This window comes from Klebsiella planticola ATCC 33531 (assembly GCF_000735435.1).
GTDB lineage: Bacteria > Pseudomonadota > Gammaproteobacteria > Enterobacterales > Enterobacteriaceae > Klebsiella > Klebsiella planticola.
Map to the genome: position 1 here is coordinate 27,051 of NZ_JMPP01000066.1, position 21,715 is coordinate 48,765.

Below are 21,715 nucleotides of genomic sequence, written 5' to 3' on the forward strand. Positions count from 1 at the left end.
CGCGCCTCAGTGGGCGCGATTGTGATTCTCTTTACGGTAGGCACCCGGCGGCTGATGAAAGGTGCGGGTGAAAATGCGGGTAAACGTCTGCTGAGAATCAAAGCCGTATTTCAGGCAAATATCATAAACCCGCTGATCGGTATCGCGCAGATCGCGCGCCGCCAGCCGCAGTTTACGTTCGCGGATATAGCGCCCCAGACTCTCCCCTTTGTACTGCAAAAAGAGTCGTTGCAGATGCCATTTCGAATAACCAGAGTGGCGAGCAATATCATCAATACGCAGCGGCTGATGCAAATTGTCATCAATCCACCCAACGATAGTCTCAATCACCTGAGCGGAAATAGTCATAAGTCCTCTCCTCTTGAATCAAACCCGTATTTATCGCCACCAGCGATTAAATGATTGCGTCTTATCGGCAACCCAAACCGGCTCGCCAAGCATCGGCGTTAACAACCGCCACGGTCGTTGCTCGCTGGCCGCAGCCAGCCGCTTATAGGGATCGTCCCAGCTGTGTTTCGCCAGCACGAAGCGCCCCGCATGTCCCGGCAACACCGCGCGCGTACGGAGATCGTCGGCGGCCTGGGCGGTCTCGTCAGGCATCATGTGAATGTATTTCCAGTCCTGGTCGTACTGACCGTTCTCCATAATCGCCAGATCCACGGCGCCAAACTGTTCGCCGATGGCTTTGAAGTGCGGGCCGTAACCGCTATCGCCGCTGTAGTAAATCTTCTGCTGCGGCGTGACGAACATAAAGCTGGCCCACAGCGTCTGATTACGCTTCAGCCCCCGACCGGAGAAATGACGGGCCGGCAGGACATGCACGGTCAGTTCGTCGCTGATCTGCACCGCCTGATTCCAGTCCGCTTCGCTGATGATGGCGCTCTCCATGCCCCAGTAGCGCAGATGCGATCCCACGCCGAGCGGCGTCACCACGCGCTTGATTTTTGGCATCAGCGCTTTGATGGTGGCGTAATCCAGATGGTCGTAGTGATCGTGCGAAATAATCAGCAGGTCTATCTCCGGCATACGCTCTGCACGCCACGGATAGTCACCCGGGAAAGCTTTATTAATAAATGAGAACGGCGCGGCATAGTCGCTGAAGACCGGGTCGATCAGGATACGTTTCCCCGCCAGTTGCAAATACCAGGAGGAGTGGCCGAGCCACACCATCGTATCCTGCCCGAGAGGCAGGCTGGCGAGATCGGTATTGACCAGCGGCAGCGGCTGCGCGGGACGGGCATTTTCGCGTTTAGTCACCAGAAACTCCCACCAGGCGGCCAGCATATTTTTCTGCCCGGTGAAGCCCGGCGTGGGGAGCTGATTATGAAACTGGCCATCGCGATAGTGCGGCGACTGTTCCACCAGACTGAGCTGCGCACCCTGCGGCGCCCGGCCAAACCCGGCATTTAAGACAAACGGCAAAGCGGTTGCTGAGGCTAATAACATAATGGCGACCACGCTGAAAGTGACACGGTTCATAACCTGACCAGATGAAACTCCCTATTATGAGAGTTTAGTGATATAACTTGATTATGAGTGAGTAAGCACTCATTATTAAGATGAATATGAAAGTCGTCAAGACGATTTTCAATTTTTTAACATCCACCGTTGCAGTGCCCTGACATGGCATGTTTAGATCGGGGTTTGATTTCGCGTGAGGTAAAATGTAGTGGCTCGTCCTAAGAGTGAAGATAAAAAACAAGCGTTGCTGGAGGCCGCAACGGCCGCCTTTGCCCAGTCGGGTGTCGCCGCCTCAACGTCGGCCATTGCCCGTAGCGCCGGAGTTGCCGAGGGGACGCTGTTCCGCTATTTCGCCACCAAGGATGAGTTACTCAACGAACTGTACCTCTCTATCAAATCGGGTTTAGTTAAAGCGATGGTTTCCGGACTGACGCCAAACGAAAAACGGCCGAAAGAGAACGCCCGCAATATCTGGGACGGCTATATCGACTGGAGTATTCGCCACCCGATGGAGCACAAGGCGATTCGCCGGATGGCGCTCAGCGAACGCATCACCGATGAAACCCGAACCCGCGTAAGAGAGATGTTTCCCGAGCTCAACGAAATGTGCCAGCTGTCGGTCAAGCCGGTCTTCCTGAGCGATGCCTACAGCGCCTTTGGCGACGCCCTGTTTCTGTCGCTGGCGGAAACCACTATCGAATTTGCCAGCCACGATCCGCAGCGCGCCCCCGAGCTGATCGCCCTCGGTTTTGAGACCATGTGGCAGGCGCTTCACGAGAACGACGCCTGATGGACCGCGCTTCGCTGCACGCCAGCGCCCACCGGATTGCGCTCGCCTATCCGTTTACCGAACACTGCTGGCCGTTCGGCCCCGAGTATGATGTGTTCAAAGTTGGCGGGCGCATTTTTATGCTCACCATGACCATTCGCGGTCGGGCGCTGGTGAATCTGAAAGCCGATCCGCAAAAATCCCTGCTCAATCGGGAGATTTACCGCAGTATTGAGCCGGGATATCACATGAACAAAAAACACTGGATTACCGTGGTTCCTGGCGAGGATATCAGCGAGAGTCTGCTGGCCGAACTTATCGATGATTCCTGGAATCAGGTGGTGAATAAACTGGCAAAAAAAGATCGGCTGCGGCTACGTCCGGCGGGATTTTCAGGCTAGCGCGATAAGTGTTATCGCATTTTTGTCTCTTATCATTTCCCCGCCTTCGCTGTACTCTTCTCCCACTAAACGCCCCGTAAGGGGCTGTAAACTCGAATTATCTTGAGCATAAACCGTGAGGAAGAGTTATGGATATCGTCTCCGTTGCCTTAAAGCGCCACTCCACGAAAGCCTTCGATGCCACAAAAAAACTGACTGCTGAAGAAGCCGAAAAGCTGAAAACGTTGCTGCAATACAGCCCGTCAAGCACCAACTCTCAGCCGTGGCACTTTATCGTTGCCAGCACGGATGAAGGGAAAGCCCGCGTGGCGAAAGCCGCCAGCGGCACCTATGTTTTCAACGAACGTAAAATTCTTGATGCTTCTCATGTCGTGGTTTTCTGTGCCAAAACGGCCATGGACGACGCCTGGCTGGAGCGCGTGGTGGACCAGGAAGAGGCCGACGGACGCTTCGCCACCCCGGAAGCCAAAGCCGCTAACCACAAAGGCCGCCTTTTCTTTGCCGATATGCACCGCAAAGATCTGCATGACGATAACCACTGGATGGCGAAGCAGGTTTACCTCAACGTCGGCAACTTCCTGCTCGGTGTCGCGGCGATGGGGCTGGATGCGGTGCCGATCGAAGGCGTCGATTTCACGATCCTCGATGCGGAATTCGACCTGAAAGCGCAGGGCTATACCAGCCTGGTGGTTGTTCCGGTCGGCCACCACAGCGTAGAAGATTTCAACGCCGGGCTGCCGAAATCGCGCCTGCCGCAGGCAACGACCATCACCGAGATTTAATCTTCCCGCGCACGCCGCTCGCCGGCGTGCCAGATTCGTTCGGCATAGCGGCCAATCACCGCCAGCGAAACGGCCAGAATCAGGAAGAACACCACCTTGTGCATCCCGTCCCAGAAAAACTCGAAGAAACGCGTATAGAGATTGATAGCCAGGAAGGTCAGGCCAAAACCGCGCAGCATTCCGTCATCCGTTTTCAGACTGATATAAATACAGATGCCCGCCGCGACGCCGAATAGCAGCGCCCACGGCAGCTGCTGCAGCGGTGAAATACTGTACCAGGCGTCGAGATCCCGATAGCCAAAAATCGACAGAATCCACAGCGCAATAAACAGATACGTCAGGCCCATGGCCTTACTGACGGTAAACAGCCGGCGCTGAAGCAGCCACTTTTGCAGCATAAAACAGAGCGCCAGCAGCACGCCGCCAAACAGCACAAAACGAATCGGATAGTTCATGCCCAGCCAATAGGCCCCCCACCCCGACACGTAGCCGGTTTCCGCGCCGAACCAGTTGCCCAGCGCCAGCAGGAAGAACAGCCACACCAGCCCGGAACGGGCCGCCAGGCCGATAGCGCCATAGATAGCGCAGCCGACCAGAAACAGTGGCGCAATATGGCCGCTGCCGTCATCCAGCCGCTCGCCGAGCTGCCACAGCGCCAGCGCGGTAAACACCACGCCGACAAACAGAATCGCCTCGGTACTGTAGTGCCAGTAGGCGGCCCGCCGCTGGCGGCGGAATCCCCACAGGTAGCAAACCAGCGCCACCGCCGCAGGCAGCGCAATCCGCGCCAGCGCCGAGTCGCTGAACAGGCTCACCAGCCAGGCGATCAGTTCGCTATCGGCAAGCACGCTGCCCAGCGCGATCAGCAGGCAGGCCAGCGCCGTCCAGAAGGCGTAGCGGCTCAGGCGCTGCCAGTCAAAGGCGCTCACTCGCAAGGTGGCCGCCAGCCGCTGGTTTTCCGCGTGACTCAACGCCCCCGCGGCCTGCCATTCGTCCAGCGCGCGCTGAATCACCCGCTGTTGTTTCCTGGTCACGTTCATCTGCGTTCCCTGTCGTTATGAGTAGAGAGAATCCTGTTTATCCAGCCACGCCAGCGCCTGCTCGCCGGCTTCGTCCATCGGCAGGTACACCAGCAGCCGTGAGCCATTACGCGGGGCGGAATACCAGTACATCTGCTGCAGACTAAAGCGCCCGAGCTGAGGATGGTTGAAATTCTTCACCTGATTTTCCACGCCGCGAACGTCATAGCGCTGATGCCACAGCGTTTCAAACTCGGCGGAGGCGGCAAAAAAGCGCGCCAGCTTATTTTCCCACAGCGGGTCGCCCCGGTGTTCGGCCATGGCCGCGCGGAAATAGGAGACAAACGTCGGCAGCACATCGCGGTTCTCGATGCGGCTACGCCAGGTGTCGTGGGTGAGATAGAGATAAATACAGTTACGGTTTTCTTCGGGGAGCGCGGCAAAATCGACGCCCATCAGCCGACAAAAACTGTCGTTCCACGCCACGATATCGAAATTGGGTTTCTGGATACTGGCCGGCTGCGGCATCAGGCTATCGAGCATTCGCCGGGTCCCCGGAGCAATCCCCTCGCATATGCTCACCTGCGTCGTTTCCGGCGGCGTTAGCCCGGCGAGCACGAACAGATGGCGCGTCTCCAGCGGGCTGCACTGCAGCGCATTCGCGACGCCCATCAGCACCGATTCCGACGGATTGACCTCCCGTCCCTGCTCCAGCCAGGTGTACCAGGTCACGCCGACATCGGCCAGCATCGCGACCTCTTCCCGACGCAGCCCCGGCGTGCGTCGCCGGCCCACTCGCGGCAGGCCGAGACGCTGCGGGTCAAGGCTTTCACGCCGGGAGCGCAGAAAGGCGCCCAGCTGCTTACGGCTATCGTCGGGCGCTATCGGCACCGTTTCACGTTGCGGCATTCCCGTCATATTGACTCCAGCATGGTAGTACCAATACCAGTATAGACAGGAACTGGTACCCGTTTAATTTATCGGTAATGCTACGGCTATCCGCTGAATGACGCAATGGAGAGATCCGATGAATTCGTCTGCTGTTTCACCCGGCCGCGCCGGTTTACTGCTTCTGTTGACCGGCCAGATGCTGCCGCTGATCGACACCTCAATTACCAACGTGGCGCTGGACTCCATTACTCATTCACTGGATGCCAGCGCCACCCAGCTGGAGCTGATCGTCGCCCTCTACGGCGTCTCTTTTGCGGTGTGCCTGGCGATGGGCAGCAAGCTGGGCGATAACTACGGCCGCCGCCGTCTGTTTATGTGGGGGGTCGCGCTTTTTGGCCTCGCCTCTTTGCTGTGCGGCATGGCCAACTCCATCGGCGGACTGCTGGCGGCCCGCACGCTGCAAGGCGCAGGCGCGGCGCTGATCGTGCCGCAAATCCTCACCACCCTGCATGTGACGTTGAAAGGCAGCGCCCATGCGCGCGCGATCAGTCTGTATGGCGGGATTGGCGGGATTGCTTTTATCGTCGGGCAGATGGGCGGCGGCTGGCTGGTCTCGGCGGATATCGCCGGCCTGGGCTGGCGCAACGCGTTCTTTATCAATGTCCCGATCTGCCTGCTGGTGCTGGCGTTTAGCCGCCGTTATGTCCCGGAAACCCGCCGCGAAGCCCATTCGGCTATCGACTGGCAGGGCACCTTCAGCCTGGCGCTGATCCTCTGCTGCCTGCTGTTTCCGATGGCGCTGGGGCCGGAACTTCACTGGCCGTGGACGCTCCAGCTTTTGCTGGTGGCCATACTGCCGCTGCTGGCCTGGATGCGGACCAGCGCGTTGCGTAAGCAGCAGCGCGGCGAACAGCCTCTGCTGCCGCCCCGGCTGCTGAAGCTCACCAGTATTCGCTTTGGCATGGCTATCGCCCTGCTGTTCTTCAGCGCCTGGTCCGGCTTCATGTTCTGCATGGCGCTGACCATGCAGGCCGGTCTCGGTATGGCGCCATGGCAGTCAGGCAACAGCTTTATTGCCCTCGGCGTGGCCTATTTTGTCTCCGCGCTGTACGCGCCGAGGCTAATTGCCCGCTTCAGCATGGGACGCATTCTGCTGATTGGGCTGGCGGTGCAGATAGCCGGCCTGCTGCTGCTGATGGCCACCTTCGGTCACTTCGGCGCGCAAACCTCGTCGCTGGCGATGGTGCCCTCTACCGCGCTTATCGGCTACGGCCAGGCGCTGATCGTTAACAGTTTCTATCGCATTGGCATGCGCGATATCAGCGCCAGCGATGCCGGTGCCGGGAGCGCCATTCTCAGCACCCTGCAACAGGCGACGCTGGGATTAGGTCCGGCAATTCTCGGCTCGCTGTTTTTAACCCTCGCCCGAGGCGGCGGCACCTATCCGCAGGCGCTGATCGATTTCCTGGCCGTGGAGGTGGCAATGATGCTGCTCTTAGGCGCGATTGCCCTGTGGCTGCGCCATCATCTCAATATTCGTCCGGTGGCGACCGCCTCATAATTCAAAATGGCATGACGCCTGATTTGCATAATATACATCCAGCGGTCATCATTACCGCTGGATGTACAGGAGACGTTATGCAGGAATTAATCTCACACATTGCCGCATTAGGCATCGAAATTACCCCCACCACTTCGCTCATTATTATCTTCGGCATTATTTTACTGACGGCCATTGTCGTTCATTTTATTTTGCATAAAGGCGTGCTGCGCGCCTTCGAAAAACGCGCGCAGGCCAGCAGCCATTTGTGGCTGCAAATCATCACCCAGAACAAACTGTTTCACCGGTTGGCCTTTACCCTGCAAGGGATTATCGTCAATGTGCAGGCGGTTTTGTGGCTGCAAAAAGGCAGTGAAGCCGCCAATATATTAACCACCTGCGCCCAGCTGTGGGTCATGATCTATGCCCTGCTGTCTTTCTTTTCGCTGCTCGATGTGGTCTTCAATTTATCGCAGAAATTCGCCACCGCATCCCAGCTGCCGCTGAAGGGGATATTCCAGGGCATTAAGCTGGTCAGCGCGATTATTATTGGCATCCTGGTTATCTCATTACTGATAGGCCAGTCGCCGGCGATATTGATCAGCGGCCTCGGCGCCATGGCCGCGGTACTGATGCTGGTATTTAAAGACCCGATCCTTGGCCTGGTTGCCGGCATTCAGCTTTCCGCCAACGACATGCTGAAGCTCGGTGACTGGCTGGAAATGCCGAAATACGGCGCCGACGGCGCGGTCATTGATATTGGCCTTACCACGGTGAAAGTGCGCAACTGGGACAATACCATCACCACGATCCCCACCTGGTCGCTGGTATCCGACTCCTTTAAAAACTGGAGCGGGATGTCCGCCTCCGGCGGGCGCCGCATTAAACGCAGCCTGAATATTGATACCACCAGTATCCATTTTCTCGATGAGCAGGAGCAGCAGCGCTTAATTCAGGCCCGGCTGCTTAAGCCCTATATGGACTCGCGTTATCAGGAAATTAGCGAGTGGAACCAACAAAATGCCGCCGACCATTCGGTGCTGAACCTGCGCAAGATGACCAATATCGGCACCTTTCGCGCCTATTTACAGGAGTATCTGCGCAACCACCCGCGACTGCGCAAAGATATGACGATGATGGTGCGCCAGCTGGCGCCAGACGCCAACGGCCTGCCGATTGAGATCTACTGCTTCACCAGCACCGTAGTATGGGCAGAATATGAAAGCATCCAGGCTGATATTTTCGACCATATTTTCGCCGTGGTTGACGAATTCGGGCTGCGTATTCACCAGTCACCGACCGGCAACGATATTCGTTCGCTGGCGGCAGCACATCACGGGTAATACTCAGGCACTGGCGCGGGCAATGATGCGCCAGTCCATCATCACCCGTTCGGCGGTGGCATCCGGGTTGTCGATTTTCTTCAGCAGCAGGGTCACCGCCGTGCGGCCAATGTCGCGCGACGGCTGTTCCACGGTGGTCAGCTGCGGCGAGACCATCTCCGCCAGCTCCGTGCCATCAAACCCCATGACCGCAATATCGTCCGGAACCCGCAGTCCGGCCTGCGCAATCGCGCGCAGGGCGCCTGCCGCCAGCGAGTCGGCGACGGCAAATACCGCATCCGGCCGCTCTTTGGAGGCCAGCAGCGTTTCCATTGCCGCTTTACCGGCGGCAGCGCTGAGGTCGCTGGCATAGGCCACCTGCTGCCAGGCGAGCTCACGCACATGGAGCACGTTTTTATAGCCGCGCTCGCGCAGGCGGGCATAGCGATAGCTCAGATCGTGGTTAATCAGGGCAATGCGCCGATAACCGCTCTCCGCCAGCCGCGACACCGCCCCCTGCGCCGCATCGATGTCGTTTATGCCGACGCAGGAGATACTGCCGGCATCGGCATACTCGGCGCACTGCACCCACGGCGCATCGCCGATCATCATCGTCAGTTCCGGTAGGCTGGAGAGCGCGTTCATCGTAATAATCCCGTCGACCACTTTCCCCGACAGCAGCCGCAGCCCGGAAGTCGAGCGCGCCAGATCGGACCCGGAATTACACAGTAATATACGGTAGCCGTGCTGTTCCGCCTCCTCTTCGATGCCCTTCACCACTTCCGCACAAAACGGGTTCGCAATATTCGACACCATCACCAGAATCATGTAGCTCCGTGCCGTCCGCAGCTGGCGGGCCAGCAGGTTAGGCTGATAGTTGCTCTCTTTAATCGCCTGCAGCACGCGTTCGCGGTTCTTCGGTTTGACGGTATCGCTGTTATTCAGCACCCGCGATACGGTTGCCACTGAGACACCCGCCAGACGGGCGATTTTCTGAATTGACATAAAGGCGGCACTTCCTGGGATAAGGGGGATAATGCGCAGGCTACCATAAACGGGCCGTCGGTGTGCAGCGGGAGCGCGCGCAAGCCCGCTGATGCCCCTGCATATCGCCATGGAAAACTATTAATTATCAGGGCTATTTTCCCCGGGCGTTAAGCGCGATGATTTTGCGGGTAAAATAAACACCGCGCTCGGGTGCCGAAAATTATAAAAGCTTATTATCAATACGTTAGGGATGATGTCATCAATGAAGATTCAAGTCGCACTGCTTGTCCTCGGCGGATCTCTCGCCGCCCTCACCGGCTGCACCGCCTCAAAATCATCGCCGGAGCGCCACGCGTACTATTTTGTCGCCCATCGTTCTGATTTTGTCGGCGGTAATTTTGCCGTAAATCGTCAGGAAAATTACCGCTTAAATCTGCCGACCTTCACCGGGATGTATAACCGCGGCAAACAGGACCGGACCGCCGGCGTCAGCGAAAGCGATGCCCGACGCAACGCCGATGCCATTAAGCAACAGGTCGCGAAGGGTACCCGGTCACAACACACCTTTACCGGTAATGCCAGCGATAGCTGGAATAATGACATGGAGAATAAAGACGCGGTGCTGTTCGGCAACGAGCTTTCCGCCGCCTATCTGGACGGGTATCTTGGCGTGAAATAAGCCATTGCGCGCCACCGACGTGGCGCACAACCTGCCGGCTATCGCCTGACGCTGACCCAGCGCTGCTGCCGATGGCTTTGCAAAATCGCCTCAACGATATACATCACATCCGCCCCTTCATAAAATGAGGCGAAACGCCGCTCGTCGGCGGCCGGCATCTTCCCGGCGCGTACCGCCTGATAGAAGCTCAACATCATATTCTTGAAAGCGTCCGGCCACCCCTCATTATGCCCGCCGGGGAAGTGGGCGCTGGCGGAGACGTCCGGCTGCATCAGGCTCGGATCATCGCTGAGCAGCTGATTTGGCTGCGCGCGCTGGCCAATCCACAGCCGCTGCGGAAGTTCCTGATCCCACGCCAGCGAACAGCGGCTGCCGTTAATTTCAACCGCCAGGCGGTTCTTTCTCCCGGCGCTGACCTGCGAAACGGTAAAACAGCCTTTGCTACCGTCATCAAAGCGAAACAGCACGGACCCCATATCTTCCGTATCCACCTCGCGCACCTCAAAACGCTGAGATTCACCCGTCTGGCTGAAGGTGGACTCGCCGGAAACGGCCGCGTGGCGCGTCGGCCAGACGATAGAAAGATCCGCCATGACCTCGGTGATGCGCCTGCCGGTCATAAACTGCACCATGTCGCACCAATGGGAGCCGATATCCGCCACCGCCCGCGAGGCGCCGCCCAGCGCCGATTCCACCCGCCAGTTGTAGTCACTTTGCTGCACCATCCAGTCCTGCAGATAGCTGCCGTGCGCCGAAAACAGCCGCCCGACCTGCCCGGCACGCATCATGCTGGCGGCCTGCTGGACCATCGCGAACTGGCGATAAACGAAGCTTACGCCGTGCACCACCCCCGCCTTCTCCGCCAGCGCGACCAGTTCGCGCGCCTCATCCGGAAGCATGCACAGCGGTTTTTCCGAGAACAGATGCAGCCCGGCGCGCAGCGCCTGGCGGTTAATCTCCGCATGCAGGTGGTTCGGCGTGCAGTTATGTACCACCTGTAAGCCGGGATGTGCCAGCAGCGCCTCAACCTGACCATAAGCCTGCGCTACATTGAGCTGCCGCGCTTTTTGCTGCGCCTGCGCCAGATTGCTGTCGCACAGCGCCACCACCTCGATGTCGCCGACCCGGCGCAGCGCTTCAATATGCGCCGGACCAATAAATCCTGTCCCAATAATGCCGACCTGAATCATGCTTGCCCCTCGCGACCGCTGGCAAAATCATCAAACGCCCGTTCGGAGACGGGAATAATATGGCGGCGGATAAATTCGCTGCCCTCGCGCGCGCCGGCCTCCGCCTCCTTCAGGCAACACTCCCACTCCAGCACCGCCCAGCCGTCAAAGTCGTATTCGGTCAGCTTGCTGAAAATGCTCTTGAAATCAATTTGCCCATCCCCGGGCGAGCGAAAGCGCCCCGCCCGCTGCAGCCAGGGCTGATATCCCCCGTATACCCCGCTGCGGCCGTCGCGACGAAACTCGGCATCTTTGACATGAAAGGCTTTGATCCGCGAATGGTAGATATCGATATACGCCAGGTAGTCCATCTGCTGGAGGTGCAAATGGCTGGGATCGTAGAGCATATTGCAGCGCGGATGGTTATCTACCCGCTGCAGAAAGCGTTCAAAGGTCACGCCATCGTGCAGGTCCTCACCCGGATGAATTTCATAGCAAAGGTCAATCCCCTGCTCATCGTAGAGATCGAGGAGCGGACGCCAGCGCCGCGCCAGTTCATCAAACGCCTCATCAATCCGTGACGGATTATGCGGCGGCCAGGGGTAAAACAGCGGCCACGCCAGCGATCCGGAAAATGTCGCATGGGCCTGCAGGCCTAAGCGCGCCGATGCCACCGCCGCCTGGCGCACTTTTTCCACCGCCCACTGCTGGCGCGCCTGCGGATTTCCGCGCAGTGCGGCGGGAGCAAAGGCGTCGAACGTTTGGTCATAGGCCGGATGAACCGCCACCAGTTGCCCTTCCAGATGGGTTGAGAGCTCGCTGATGGTCAGGCCATGTTCCGCCAGCCGCCCGCGAATGTCATCGCAGTAGGTCTGGCTCGTCGCCGCCCGTTCAACATCAAAAATAGCCGGATGATTACACGGGATCTGTAGCGCCTGATAGCCCAGTCCGGCGGCCCAGGCGGCGATCCCGTCCAGGGTGTTAAACGGCGCCTGGGCGCCGATAAACTGTGCCAGAAAAATCCCCGGTCCCTTCATCGTTTTCATACCCCCTCCTGATAGTTAATGCTGTTCTTTCTCACGGTACTGGAAAGAGAAAAGGAAAATCAGCGCAATAACCGCCGCGGCCACCGCCGGAATCCACCAGAAGGTGACCCACGCCTGCGGCACGCTCTGCCCGGCCACCAGCTGGTTATACAGCGCGCCGGAAATTTGCGATCCCAGCAGCATCCCGATGCCGTAGGTGAACATGACGATCATGCTTTGCGCCTGGCCTTTGACCTTCTCCCCCGCCACGCGGTCGGTATAGATAAAGCCGACAACAAAAAAGAAGTCGTAGCACACGCCGTGCAGCAGGATGCCGAGATAGAGCAGGAAGCGCCCCTCTTCACTCACCCCAAGGGCAAAGAAGGCATAGCGCACAAACCACGCCGCCATCCCGACCAGCAGCATGTACTTGACCCCGAGGCGGCGAAACAGCAGCGGGATCACCAGCATAAACGCGATTTCCGACATCTGCCCAAATGACATCGCGGTGCTGACATCCGCCACGCCGGCATCCGCCAGATAGGAGGCGGTGTAGGCATAGTAGGTACCCAGCGGAATCGAGATCAGCGTGGCGCAGAGTGAGAAAATAAAGAAATGGCGCGTCTTGAGCAGCGCAAACGCATCGGCGCAGAGCAGGTCGCGAAACTTCAGCGGAATGCCTTTCGCCGCTGCCGGCGTATGTGGCAAAGTCAGGCTGTAGAGGGCCAGTAAGACCGAACACAGCGCCGCCAGATTAAAGATAGCCGTGGTATCGGAAATTCCGCTCACGCCAATACAAATCCCGGCAATAATCCAGCCGATGGTGCCAAAGACGCGGACCACCGGGAAGGTTTTATCGACATTATTCAGGCTGTGGAAAGCGATATTGTTGGTCAGCGCCAGCGTCGGCATATAGCACAGCGTATAGCCAAACAGCAGGCCGATAAGCAGCGCGCCATTGTGCGCGACCAGCGCCTGGGGAACGAACCACAGGATCGCGGCCCCCGCCAGATGCATCACCGCCATCACTTTCTGCGAAGCAAAGAAGCGATCGACCAGCATCCCCAGCACAAACGGCGATAAAATCGAGGCGATAGGCCCGGCAGAGAACGCATCGCCAATCAGCAGCGCCATATCGTAGCGCGTCATCACCAGCCCCAGGGTCACCGACCAGCTTCCCCAGATAAAGAACTGCATAAACATCATTAACGCCAGGCGCGGCACCAGAAACCGGTGCTGTACGCCAACGCTTTCACGCCCTTCCGTCGTTGATACCATTTTGTCCGCCCTCAAAAAGTAATCGATTACAAAACGTCACCAGATGGAAAGTAATCGATTACAAAAAGAAGATCCTGCGCAAAATACGCTAAGCGCGAAGACGATCACAATAATAGGCAGATCGCCCCGGCGAACGCCGGGGCAAGGAGGCATTACGCCGGACGGCGCAGCAGCTTAAAGACCATAAACAGGAACAGGATCCATACCGGCAGCAGAATGGCCGACAGGCGCATGCCGTCGATGGTGCACATCAGCACCAGAATCAGCGCGAGGAAGGCAATACAGAGGTAGTTGCCGCCCGGCGCCAGCAGCGCTTTGAACTTCGGCTCCCGCCCTTTTCGACGCTGGGCCGCGCGGAACTTGAGGTGCGCCATGCAGATCATTATCCAGTTCAGCAGCAGCGTTGCCACCACCAGCGCCATCAGCAGACCCAGCGCTTTCTGCGGCAGCAGATAGTTCAGCAGCACCACCAGCGAGGTAATGACCCCGGAGAGGATCAGCGAATTGACCGGCACGCCGCGTTTGCTGACGCGGGCCAGAAACTTCGGCGCATTGCCCTGGACCGACAGACCGAACAGCATGCGGCTGTTGGAGTAAACGCCGCTGTTGTAGACCGACAGCGATGCCACCAGAATGACGAAATTCAGCGCAGAGGCTACGACATTACTGTCAAGATTATGAAAAATCATCACAAACGGACTGCTGTCGGACTTAATTTCCACCCACGGATAGAGCGCCAGCAGCACCACCAGCGAACCGATATAAAACAGCAGAATACGGTACACCACCTGGTTGACCGCTTTCGGAATGCTCTTTTGCGGATTTTGCGCTTCGGCGGCGGTAATACCAATCAGCTCCAGACCGCCAAAAGAGAACATAATCACCGCCAGGGACATCACCAGGCCATGCCAGCCGGTGGCGAAGAAACCACCGTGGCGCCACAGGTTATCAAATCCGGCTTTGCTGCCGCCGTGGCCGCCAAACAGCATCCACAGGCCAAAGCCAATCATGCCGATAATCGCCAGCACTTTAATTAAGGCAAACCAGAACTCCGCCTCGCCATACAGGCGAACGTTAACGAGGTTAACGGCATTGATGATGACAAAGAAGGCCGCCGCCCAGACCCAGGTCGGCACATCCGGAAGCCAGTACTGCATATAGATACCGGCGGCGGTGAGCTCAGCCATCCCCACCAGCACAAACATCACCCAGTAGTTCCAGCCGGAGAGAAAACCGGCAAACGGACCCCAGTATTTATATGCGAAGTGGGCAAAGGAGCCGGAGACGGGCTCTTCGACCACCATTTCGCCAAGCTGGCGCATGATCAGAAAAGCGACGATCCCGGCGACGGCATAGCCGATCAGGACCGCCGGGCCGGCCATCTGAATCGCCGGTCCGATACCGAGAAACAGGCCGGTACCGATAGCGCCGCCGAGGGCAATGAGCTGAATATGTCGGTTCTGTAAACCGCGATGAAGCGTCGGGCCGCTCTCCGCTGTGGCATCTGACTGCGTTGACGCGTCTTTCACGTCTTTCCCCTGTGAGTTTTTATGAAGGGGCACCTTTTAACACTTCTGCTCGCCCGACTTCAAGCTGCAGATGCGTTGATTGCGCGGCAATGGATGGTGACGGGCGGCGAAAAAGGGATAAACAGAAGGGGCGAGCGGCGTTGGCCCACCCCGGATTTTACCATCAGAAATCGTAGCTCATCGATACCTTAACGGTACGAGGCTGCCCCTGGAACAGATAGGTGCCGGTATCATCAATACCTGACCAGTAGTTCTCATTGGTCACGTTATCCACCCCGGCACGCAGGACCATCTGGTTTTGATTCTGATTCAGCGCCAGACGGTAGCGTATGCCCAAATCGAGGGTCGTATAGCTGTCGAGCTTTTTGCTGTTCGCCGCGTCGGCATACTGTGAACCGGTGTGGTTCACCCGCGCGGTGGCCGTCAGCCCGTCAACCGGCTTGATGTCATACTCCGCACCTAACACCGCGTAGAAGCGAGAAACGCCGATGGCATCTTTACCCTCGTTGATACCCTGCGCCGTTTTGGTTTGCTTCGGATCCAGCCACTGCACGCTGCCGTTCAGGCGCAGGCCCAGCGTCGGCTCGCCGAAGACGTTCAGTTCGGCACCGCGGTTACGCTGCTCGCCATCCAGACCGTAGTAGCCGTTAGCATCGGAGATGGCGTTAGGCTTTTTAATTTCAAACAGCGCCAGCGACCCCCCCAGGGTGCCATAATCAATTTTCACCCCCACCTCATCCTGTTTCGAATGAGCGATCCCGGTACTCTGCCCGGCATTTGTCGCGGTATTCGGCGCCACGCTCCCCGGCTGCAGCGCCTCGGTGTGGTTGGCATACAGCGACAGCGTCTCCCACGGCTTGTAGACCAGGCCGACCGTCGGCGTCCAGCGGCTCTGGGTATAGCGGGAAGAGGTATCTTCCAGACCGGTTTGATTACTGTAGTTACGCACCACCACTTTCTGATGACGCGCGGCGGCGGTAAGCAGAAGGCTGTTATCAAAGAAACCTAGCGTGTCGCTCAGCAGCCAGCCCTGGGTACGGCTGCGTGAGGTGGTGAGCGGGTCGAAGTAGTTGCCGCCAAAATAAGCGTTATTCGGCATCGCCACATCATGGTTGTCATAGATATTGGTGGTCGGGTTTTTCGCCGACATACGCCACGCGGTGGCATCGGTTCTGACCTGGGCGGCATAGCCGACGTTGACCTGATGAGAGATAACACCGGTGTTGAAATTACCCCGCACACCGCCCATTCCGCTGATCGAGTCGATGATGCGGTTGGTATCCAGACGCCCGACGGTCGCATCGCCGTTCTCGTCAACCAGCTTCGGCGCGCTGTAGGTGCCGGTTTCATGCGAGTGCTGGCCGCCGAGGGCGCTGTACAGCGTCCAGCTGTTGGTCAGGTCATACTCGGCTTTGGCCATACCGAATTCGCTTTCGATATCGCTATAGCCCCACTTCTGGCTGTAGTTTTTGCTGTTATCCGGCAGCGCAGGAACAAAATCGATGCCGCTGATATTGATTCCCATCGTTCCGCCATGGAACGTCTTTTTCTGATAGCCGAAATCAAGAGAGGAGCGGAAACGGTCGCCGCGATAATCCAGCCCCAGCGACGCCAGCGTCGTGCGGCGCTTGTCATTATCAACCGCCCCCTCACCTTCGCGGTGAACCAGGTTCACCCGGGCGCCAAACTGATTATCCTCGCCAAAGCGACGACCAAGGTCGAGGCTGCCGCCGACCTGAGAATCGGCGGTATAGTCCACGCCAACGCGGGTGGTCGGTATATCATCCGCACGTTTCGGTTCGAGGTTGATCATCCCGCCGACGCCGCTGCTGGCGACGCCATTGAGCAGACCGTTAGCCCCTTTGAAGACTTCAACGCGCTCCAGCATCTGGGTATCCATCACCTGACGCGGCACCACGCCCGCCAGACCGCCCATGGTCATATCATCGCCATCCAGCTTAAACCCGCGAATGCGATAGGTTTCGGCAAAGTTACCGTAGCCCTGCACCGCCTGAACGCCGGCGTCATTACTGACCACGTCGGCGATAGTTTGCGCCTGCTGATCCTGAATCAGTTTCGAGGTATAGCCGATAACGTTAAACGGCACGTCCATCGCTTTTTGTTCGCCAAGCATACCAATACGGCCGCCGTGGGCAATTTGTCCGTCAAGGAAGGCCGGTACCACCAGGTCGCCGCCGGCTTTAAAATCGCTGCCTTCGGTCGCCTGAACGAGCATAACCTCTTCGTTTTTGGGGCTATCTGCGGTGTTGTCTGCTGCCGCAGCGCTATGGGTAATGGCGCCAATGGTTAACGCCAGCAGCGTTTTGCGCAGCGGGAATGGGGAAGACGTGATGTGCATAATGAGTCCGTGATGAAGATAAATGAAACAAATGGCCCGCTGCCGGGCCAGAATTTTTTATTGCGCGTTCAGGTCGATGCGGACAACGCTGTCCGGACCTTTGGTGGAGTGATCTTTGTTGAACGGTTGTTTAACGGTCACAAACAGCGTCTGCCCCTCGGCATCGAGCAGCAGGCTATTTGGATTCGCAGGGATATCCCACTGTTTTTTCAGCGCATAAGTGGTGCCATCGAGGCTGATAACCTTGCCGGATTCACGCTGGGAGATATAAATTTCATTGCGTTTCGGGTTGAACAGCACCGCCAAAGAGTCCCCCACCTCCAGCTGCTTAATCACTTTGCCGCTGTGAATATCCAGCACCAGGGTGGTTTTCGCCTTCGAGTTATCGGTCACAAACAGGCGCCCGGTCTCGCTGTCTTCGGCGATGTTCAGCAGCAGAGCCGGTTTGTCGCCCAGCGGTTTCCAGCGTTGTTCAATCCGGTTGCTGCGCGGATTAATCACCAGGATCTCGCCGCTGCCGTTGGCGGCGTACAGGCGGCCGGTTTGCGTGGAATAGTGCAGGCCAGTCATCCACTTGCCGGTATTTTTAATCCGCGTTTTCAGCTTCAGCGTGGTCGCGTCAACGACCCAGATTTGCGCCGGGTCGGCGACGGCGCCGACGTACAGGGTATTGTCCAGCAGCAGGATCTGGCGCGCGCCGTAGGGCATCCCTTTCTCATTACGCTCGCTAAACAGCAGGCGTTTTTTGACCTTCCCGGTCGCGGTGTCGATGGCGCTGATGCCGCCGTCCAGCGAATGAGTAACGAACAGCGTTTTGCCGTCCGGCGTCATCTGTACGGCAAAGTTTTTCAGGTCGGTATGGCTCAGGCCGATGGTTTTCAGCGTTTTCGGGTCAAGCCTGTAGACAGCGCCGCCCTGCACATCTTTAAACCCTTCGGCGCTGGCCACGTACAACGCATCGCCCTGCGGGCTGAGCGCCATTTCGTACAGCCCCTCAGCCAGTTCACGTTTGAGCGGCTGTATGACGGTAACGGCGTTTTTCTCGGCGACCGGCGGGGTTACCCTCGTGGAAGGGGGGGTGGCGCAGCCGCTTAAGACGGCAGAAATGACCAGAGCTAATACCGGAATGGTGTATTTCATCATTGAAATCCTTAACAAAATCAATAAACCGGTGGTAGCTCTGCGCCGATATTATGTTGTTCCGGCATAGCAAGTCTGAACCCCACCCTACGCCTTCGCTGTTTCCTTGTGAGCGACTCACTGGCGCAGGTTAGTCCATTCTTAGCCTGCAAACAAAAAGAAGAATGAGAACTATACTCATTATCTTGTAGCGTGCAAGTCTAATCACGACCGACCCGCGCAAAAGCGATAATCGGCTGAAAACAAGGCATTCTTATGTGGGGGAGCGGCTCTCACGAGCGGGGGGAGAGAACAACAGACCCCGCGCGCTGACCGTGCGGGGTAAGGGGAAGAAGCGGGCCGCCGCCTGCCAATCGCACGGCCCGATATACGCTCACCGCAGAACAATAGCGGCCGGTGACGGCAGATTAATAGCGCACCATCACCGATTTTAGTTCGGTGTAATCATCGATAAAGGCGCTGCCGAACTCGCGGCCAATCCCCGACCCTTTCATGCCGCCAAACGGCACCGCCGGGTCGAGGAATGTGTGCATATTCACCCAGACAATTCCGGCGTTAATCGCGTCGGAATAGCGCAGCGCCTTGCGGATATTCTCCGACCAGACGCTGGCGGCCAGGCCAAACGGCGAAGCGTTAATGCGGGACAGCGCCTCCTCTTCGCTTTGGTAGCCAATAAAACTGCATACCGGACCGAAGGTCTCCTCCTGCATCAGCGTGCTGTTTTCGCTCCGGACCTTCACCGCCGTCGGTAAGACAAAATAGCCGTCGCCGGGCAGCGCTTCGCCGCCGCAGACAATGGTGTCGCCCTCTTCCCGCGCTTTCTCAATCAGCTGCAGCACTTTCTCAAACTGCGCCCGATTGGCCAGCGGCCCCATCAGCGTCTGCTCATCCAGCGGTGAGCCGGGGCGCAGCGCAGACAGGCGCTGCTTCAGTATTTCCAGCACCGCATCCAGCTTGCCCTGCGGCAGATAAAAACGCTCGGCGGCGGCGCAAATTTGCCCCTGATTCAGATAGCCCGCTTCAATAATGCCGTCCGTCATCGTCTCGGGGGTGAGATCGTCGAGAAACAGCGCGGCGTTTTTGCCCCCCAGTTCGAGGGTGACGCGTTTTCCGGCGCCGGTCGCCGCCTGCTGGACTTTCTCGCCGGTCGCCACCGAACCGGTGAAGCTGACCTTCGCGCAGGCCGGGTGGGCAATCAGGCGCTGGGCGATTTCACCGCCCGCGCCGTTCACCACGTTAATCACCCCGTCTGGGATCCCCGCCTCTTTCGCCAGCTCAGCAACCCGCAGCAGCGTCAGCGGCGTATACTCGCTCGGCTTAATCACGATGGTACAGCCGCACACCAGCGCCGCCGCCAGCTTCCAGATGGCGATCATTATCGAAAAGTTCCACGGCACGATCCCAACCACCACGCCAACCGGCTGACGACGGGTAAAGGCCGTGTACTGCTCTCCCGCCATCGACGGGAGCGAGACGTCCAGCGTTTCGCCGGTGACCTTGCCCGCCCAGCCGGCAAAGTAGCGCAGGAACGCCACCGACTGATCCAGCTCAAGCATTCGCGCCAGGCCGATGGTTTTCCCGGAGCACAGGCTCTCCAGCTGCGCCAGCTCCTCACGGTGGCTGGCCAGAAGATCGGCCAGCCTGAGCAGCAGCGTGCCGCGCTGCAGTGTCGGCATCGCGCGCCAGGAGTCAAACGCCTGGCTGGCGCTGGCCATCGCCAAATCCGCCTGCCCGACATCCGCCGCCGTCACTTCGGCAATCGCTTTGCCAGTGGCGGGGTTTATCACCGCCAGCGTCGGTCCGTTGCCGGGCACAGCCTCTCCGGCAATAAACTGCCCGTGCGGTTGGCGTAAAAAAGCTGCTACTTCAGCAAGTAAGGTCACGTCGCTCATCGGTGGCATCCGTTTTTTCAGGAAATGTTCCTCATCACATCACGCCGGAAACAGGCTGCCTATCGTTCTAAAGAACGTCATTCTTTCGGACGATATTCAGCGCCCCGCCGCCGTGCTGTGATGGGGGTCTTAGCCAGGCGAGACAGACAGGGTAACGCTATGAATATCAAAATCGATGCGCTGAACTACTACGGCGCCACCAAAAAATATCAGCTGCATTTTCCGGCGCTGCAGGATGATATTGCCGCCGACGTGGTGATCATCGGCGGCGGCTTTTCCGGTATCAACACTGCACTGGAACTGGCCGAACAGGGCATCACCAACGTAGTCGTACTCGAAGCCCGTCATTTAGGCTACGGCGGCACCGGTCGCAACGGCGGCCAGGTCATGGCCGGCATTGGTCACGATATCGAAGCGGTGAAAAAACACGTGGGCAAAGAGGGGCTGGAGACGCTGTTTAAAATCTCGAACCTTGGCGCAGGAATCATTCGCGAACGGATTAAGAAATACAATATCGATGCCGACTTTGTTCCGGGCTACGGTTATCTGGCCTATAACCAGCGTCAGTTGAAGACCCTGCGCCAGTGGGAAAAAGAGTTTAAGGCCGCCACTCCGGATGAGGATATCGCGCTCTATACCGGCAGCGATGTGCAGCAAATTGTCGGCTCCGACGTCTACTGCGGCGCGCTCAAGCATATGGGCGGCGGGCAGATTCACTCCCTGAATATGCTGCTGGGCTCGGCAAAAGCGGCGCATTCATTAGGGGTGAAAATTTTCGAATCCTCTCCGGTCGTTGAGGTGAATTACGGCAAAGAGGTGCGGGTTCGCACGGCGATGGGCAGCGTGAAGGCGGCTAAACTGCTGTGGGCCTGCGACAGCTTCCTCAATAATCTGGAGCCGGAGATCTATAACAAGACGCTGGTCACCTACTCTTATCAGGTCTCAACGGAACCCCTTTCCGATGAGCTGATCGAACGCATCAGCCCGCTGCGCGGCGCCTTCAGCGATATTCGCCCGGTCATCAACTACTACCGTATTACGCGGGAAAACCGCCTGCTGTTCGGCAGCGCCACGCGCTACCTTGAATATACGCCGAACGATTTTGCCGCCTGGAATCGTACGCTGCTGGCGGAAGTGTTCCCCTATCTTAAGGATGTCAAAATCGACTTTGCCTGGGGCGGCCCGATGGCCTGTAGCGCGAACCTGTTCCCGCAAATCGGCACTCTGCGCGACCACAATAACGTTTTCTACGTTCAGGGTTATTCCGGGTTTGGCGTCACCCCCTCGCATATCGTGTGCAAAATTCTCGCCGAAGGAATTAACGGCGGCTCAGATCGTTACCGCCTGATGAGCAGTATTCCTCACGCAACAATCCACGGTCGTGACAGCCTGCGTCTGCTGCTGGTCAGCGCCGGAAAACTCATGCATCAAACCGCCGGTTACTGGAAAGGCCGGAGTTAACCAGGAGAACA

General features: G+C 58.0%; 19 protein-coding genes. 7 read left to right on the forward strand and 12 right to left on the reverse strand.

What is annotated here, in order from left to right:
- Positions 1-6: 6 nt before the first annotated feature.
- Together GRPL_RS02575 and GRPL_RS02570 are read right to left on the reverse strand one after the other, a co-directional pair.
- Entirely contained in the window at positions 7-348 is a 342-nt protein-coding gene (locus tag GRPL_RS02575) for a RamA family antibiotic efflux transcriptional regulator (protein ID WP_004859189.1), read from the reverse strand.
- Positions 349-378: 30 nt separating this feature from the next.
- Entirely contained in the window at positions 379-1,479 is a 1,101-nt protein-coding gene (locus GRPL_RS02570; protein ID WP_032689029.1) for an MBL fold metallo-hydrolase, read from the reverse strand.
- Positions 1,480-1,669: 190 nt separating this feature from the next.
- On the opposite strand from GRPL_RS02570, the gene GRPL_RS02565 reads away from it, so the two are divergent.
- The 3 genes from GRPL_RS02565 to nfsB all read left to right on the forward strand — a co-directional run bounded on the left by GRPL_RS02565 (position 1,670) and on the right by nfsB (position 3,413).
- On the forward strand, positions 1,670-2,251 hold the full coding sequence (locus tag GRPL_RS02565) for a TetR/AcrR family transcriptional regulator (protein ID WP_032689030.1): 582 nt from the start codon (positions 1,670-1,672) through the stop codon (positions 2,249-2,251).
- Positions 2,251-2,631 carry an MmcQ/YjbR family DNA-binding protein gene (locus GRPL_RS02560; RefSeq protein ID WP_032689032.1) on the forward strand — a complete coding sequence of 127 codons (381 nt, stop codon included), beginning with the start codon at positions 2,251-2,253 and terminating at the stop codon, positions 2,629-2,631. The genes GRPL_RS02565 and GRPL_RS02560 overlap by 1 nt, the downstream gene beginning before the upstream one ends.
- Positions 2,632-2,759: 128 nt before the next feature.
- A complete protein-coding gene (gene nfsB / locus GRPL_RS02555; RefSeq protein ID WP_032689034.1) occupies positions 2,760-3,413 on the forward strand; it encodes an oxygen-insensitive NAD(P)H nitroreductase in 654 nt (217 codons plus the stop codon).
- On the opposite strand, the gene GRPL_RS02550 is transcribed toward nfsB, so the two are convergent.
- Positions 3,410-4,453 (reverse strand): hypothetical protein, encoded by a 1,044-nt coding sequence (locus tag GRPL_RS02550; RefSeq protein ID WP_032700614.1) that lies wholly within the window; start codon positions 4,451-4,453, stop codon positions 3,410-3,412. The genes nfsB and GRPL_RS02550 overlap by 4 nt on opposite strands.
- 15 nt (positions 4,454-4,468) lie before the next feature.
- Positions 4,469-5,350 carry a helix-turn-helix transcriptional regulator gene (locus tag GRPL_RS02545; RefSeq protein ID WP_032689038.1) on the reverse strand — a complete coding sequence of 294 codons (882 nt, stop codon included), beginning with the start codon at positions 5,348-5,350 and terminating at the stop codon, positions 4,469-4,471.
- A gap of 109 nt (positions 5,351-5,459) precedes the next feature.
- Here GRPL_RS02545 and GRPL_RS02540 point away from each other — a divergent pair, with 109 nt between their 5' ends.
- On the forward strand, positions 5,460-6,884 hold the full coding sequence (locus GRPL_RS02540; RefSeq protein WP_032696459.1) for an MFS transporter: 1,425 nt from the start codon (positions 5,460-5,462) through the stop codon (positions 6,882-6,884).
- 77 nt (positions 6,885-6,961) lie between these two features.
- Positions 6,962-8,206, forward strand: a complete 1,245-nt coding sequence (locus GRPL_RS02535) for a mechanosensitive ion channel family protein (protein WP_032689040.1) — start codon at positions 6,962-6,964, stop codon at positions 8,204-8,206.
- A 3-nt stretch (positions 8,207-8,209) separates the two neighbouring features.
- Here the strand turns inward: GRPL_RS02535 and GRPL_RS02530 are convergent, their stop codons facing one another.
- Entirely contained in the window at positions 8,210-9,190 is a 981-nt protein-coding gene (locus GRPL_RS02530; RefSeq protein WP_032689042.1) for a LacI family DNA-binding transcriptional regulator, read from the reverse strand.
- 244 nt (positions 9,191-9,434) lie between these two features.
- On the opposite strand from GRPL_RS02530, the gene GRPL_RS02525 reads away from it, so the two are divergent.
- Positions 9,435-9,851 (forward strand): Exc2 family lipoprotein, encoded by a 417-nt coding sequence (locus GRPL_RS02525; protein WP_032689043.1) that lies wholly within the window; start codon positions 9,435-9,437, stop codon positions 9,849-9,851.
- Positions 9,852-9,889: 38 nt separating this feature from the next.
- Here GRPL_RS02525 and GRPL_RS02520 read toward each other — a convergent pair whose 3' ends face one another.
- From GRPL_RS02520 to GRPL_RS02490, 7 genes are all read right to left on the reverse strand, one after another.
- Positions 9,890-11,041 (reverse strand): Gfo/Idh/MocA family protein, encoded by a 1,152-nt coding sequence (locus GRPL_RS02520; protein WP_032700615.1) that lies wholly within the window; start codon positions 11,039-11,041, stop codon positions 9,890-9,892.
- Entirely contained in the window at positions 11,038-12,066 is a 1,029-nt protein-coding gene (locus GRPL_RS02515; RefSeq protein WP_032700616.1) for a sugar phosphate isomerase/epimerase family protein, read from the reverse strand. Before GRPL_RS02515 ends, GRPL_RS02520 begins: the two co-directional genes overlap by 4 nt.
- A gap of 15 nt (positions 12,067-12,081) precedes the next feature.
- On the reverse strand, positions 12,082-13,323 hold the full coding sequence (locus GRPL_RS02510) for an MFS transporter (protein WP_032696461.1): 1,242 nt from the start codon (positions 13,321-13,323) through the stop codon (positions 12,082-12,084).
- A 152-nt stretch (positions 13,324-13,475) separates the two neighbouring features.
- On the reverse strand, positions 13,476-14,852 hold the full coding sequence (pheP, locus tag GRPL_RS02505) for a phenylalanine transporter (protein ID WP_032689048.1): 1,377 nt from the start codon (positions 14,850-14,852) through the stop codon (positions 13,476-13,478).
- A 163-nt stretch (positions 14,853-15,015) separates the two neighbouring features.
- Positions 15,016-17,211 (reverse strand): TonB-dependent receptor, encoded by a 2,196-nt coding sequence (locus GRPL_RS02500; protein WP_032700617.1) that lies wholly within the window; start codon positions 17,209-17,211, stop codon positions 15,016-15,018.
- A 57-nt stretch (positions 17,212-17,268) separates the two neighbouring features.
- Positions 17,269-18,351 (reverse strand): YncE family protein, encoded by a 1,083-nt coding sequence (locus GRPL_RS02495; RefSeq protein ID WP_032689050.1) that lies wholly within the window; start codon positions 18,349-18,351, stop codon positions 17,269-17,271.
- Between the two features lie 407 nt (positions 18,352-18,758).
- Positions 18,759-20,252, reverse strand: coding sequence for an aldehyde dehydrogenase family protein (locus tag GRPL_RS02490; RefSeq protein ID WP_162180124.1), 1,494 nt, complete (start codon positions 20,250-20,252; stop codon positions 18,759-18,761).
- 150 nt (positions 20,253-20,402) lie between these two features.
- On the opposite strand from GRPL_RS02490, the gene GRPL_RS02485 reads away from it, so the two are divergent.
- A complete protein-coding gene (locus GRPL_RS02485; RefSeq protein ID WP_032689053.1) occupies positions 20,403-21,704 on the forward strand; it encodes an NAD(P)/FAD-dependent oxidoreductase in 1,302 nt (433 codons plus the stop codon).
- Positions 21,705-21,715: the final 11 nt, after the last annotated feature.

Coding starts and splice junctions, on each gene's coding strand:
- GRPL_RS02575 (WP_004859189.1), bottom strand. CDS start 348: ATGACTATTTCCGCTCAGGTGATTGAGACTATCGTTGGGTGGATTGAT.
- GRPL_RS02570 (WP_032689029.1), bottom strand. CDS start 1,479: ATGAACCGTGTCACTTTCAGCGTGGTCGCCATTATGTTATTAGCCTCA.
- GRPL_RS02560 (WP_032689032.1), top strand. CDS start 2,251: ATGGACCGCGCTTCGCTGCACGCCAGCGCCCACCGGATTGCGCTCGCC.
- nfsB (WP_032689034.1), top strand. CDS start 2,760: ATGGATATCGTCTCCGTTGCCTTAAAGCGCCACTCCACGAAAGCCTTC.
- GRPL_RS02550 (WP_032700614.1), bottom strand. CDS start 4,453: ATGAACGTGACCAGGAAACAACAGCGGGTGATTCAGCGCGCGCTGGAC.
- GRPL_RS02545 (WP_032689038.1), bottom strand. CDS start 5,350: ATGACGGGAATGCCGCAACGTGAAACGGTGCCGATAGCGCCCGACGAT.
- GRPL_RS02540 (WP_032696459.1), top strand. CDS start 5,460: ATGAATTCGTCTGCTGTTTCACCCGGCCGCGCCGGTTTACTGCTTCTG.
- GRPL_RS02535 (WP_032689040.1), top strand. CDS start 6,962: ATGCAGGAATTAATCTCACACATTGCCGCATTAGGCATCGAAATTACC.
- GRPL_RS02530 (WP_032689042.1), bottom strand. CDS start 9,190: ATGTCAATTCAGAAAATCGCCCGTCTGGCGGGTGTCTCAGTGGCAACC.
- GRPL_RS02525 (WP_032689043.1), top strand. CDS start 9,435: ATGAAGATTCAAGTCGCACTGCTTGTCCTCGGCGGATCTCTCGCCGCC.
- GRPL_RS02520 (WP_032700615.1), bottom strand. CDS start 11,041: ATGATTCAGGTCGGCATTATTGGGACAGGATTTATTGGTCCGGCGCAT.
- GRPL_RS02515 (WP_032700616.1), bottom strand. CDS start 12,066: ATGAAAACGATGAAGGGACCGGGGATTTTTCTGGCACAGTTTATCGGC.
- GRPL_RS02510 (WP_032696461.1), bottom strand. CDS start 13,323: ATGGTATCAACGACGGAAGGGCGTGAAAGCGTTGGCGTACAGCACCGG.
- GRPL_RS02500 (WP_032700617.1), bottom strand. CDS start 17,211: ATGCACATCACGTCTTCCCCATTCCCGCTGCGCAAAACGCTGCTGGCG.
- GRPL_RS02495 (WP_032689050.1), bottom strand. CDS start 18,351: ATGAAATACACCATTCCGGTATTAGCTCTGGTCATTTCTGCCGTCTTA.
- GRPL_RS02490 (WP_162180124.1), bottom strand. CDS start 20,252: ATGCCACCGATGAGCGACGTGACCTTACTTGCTGAAGTAGCAGCTTTT.
- GRPL_RS02485 (WP_032689053.1), top strand. CDS start 20,403: ATGAATATCAAAATCGATGCGCTGAACTACTACGGCGCCACCAAAAAA.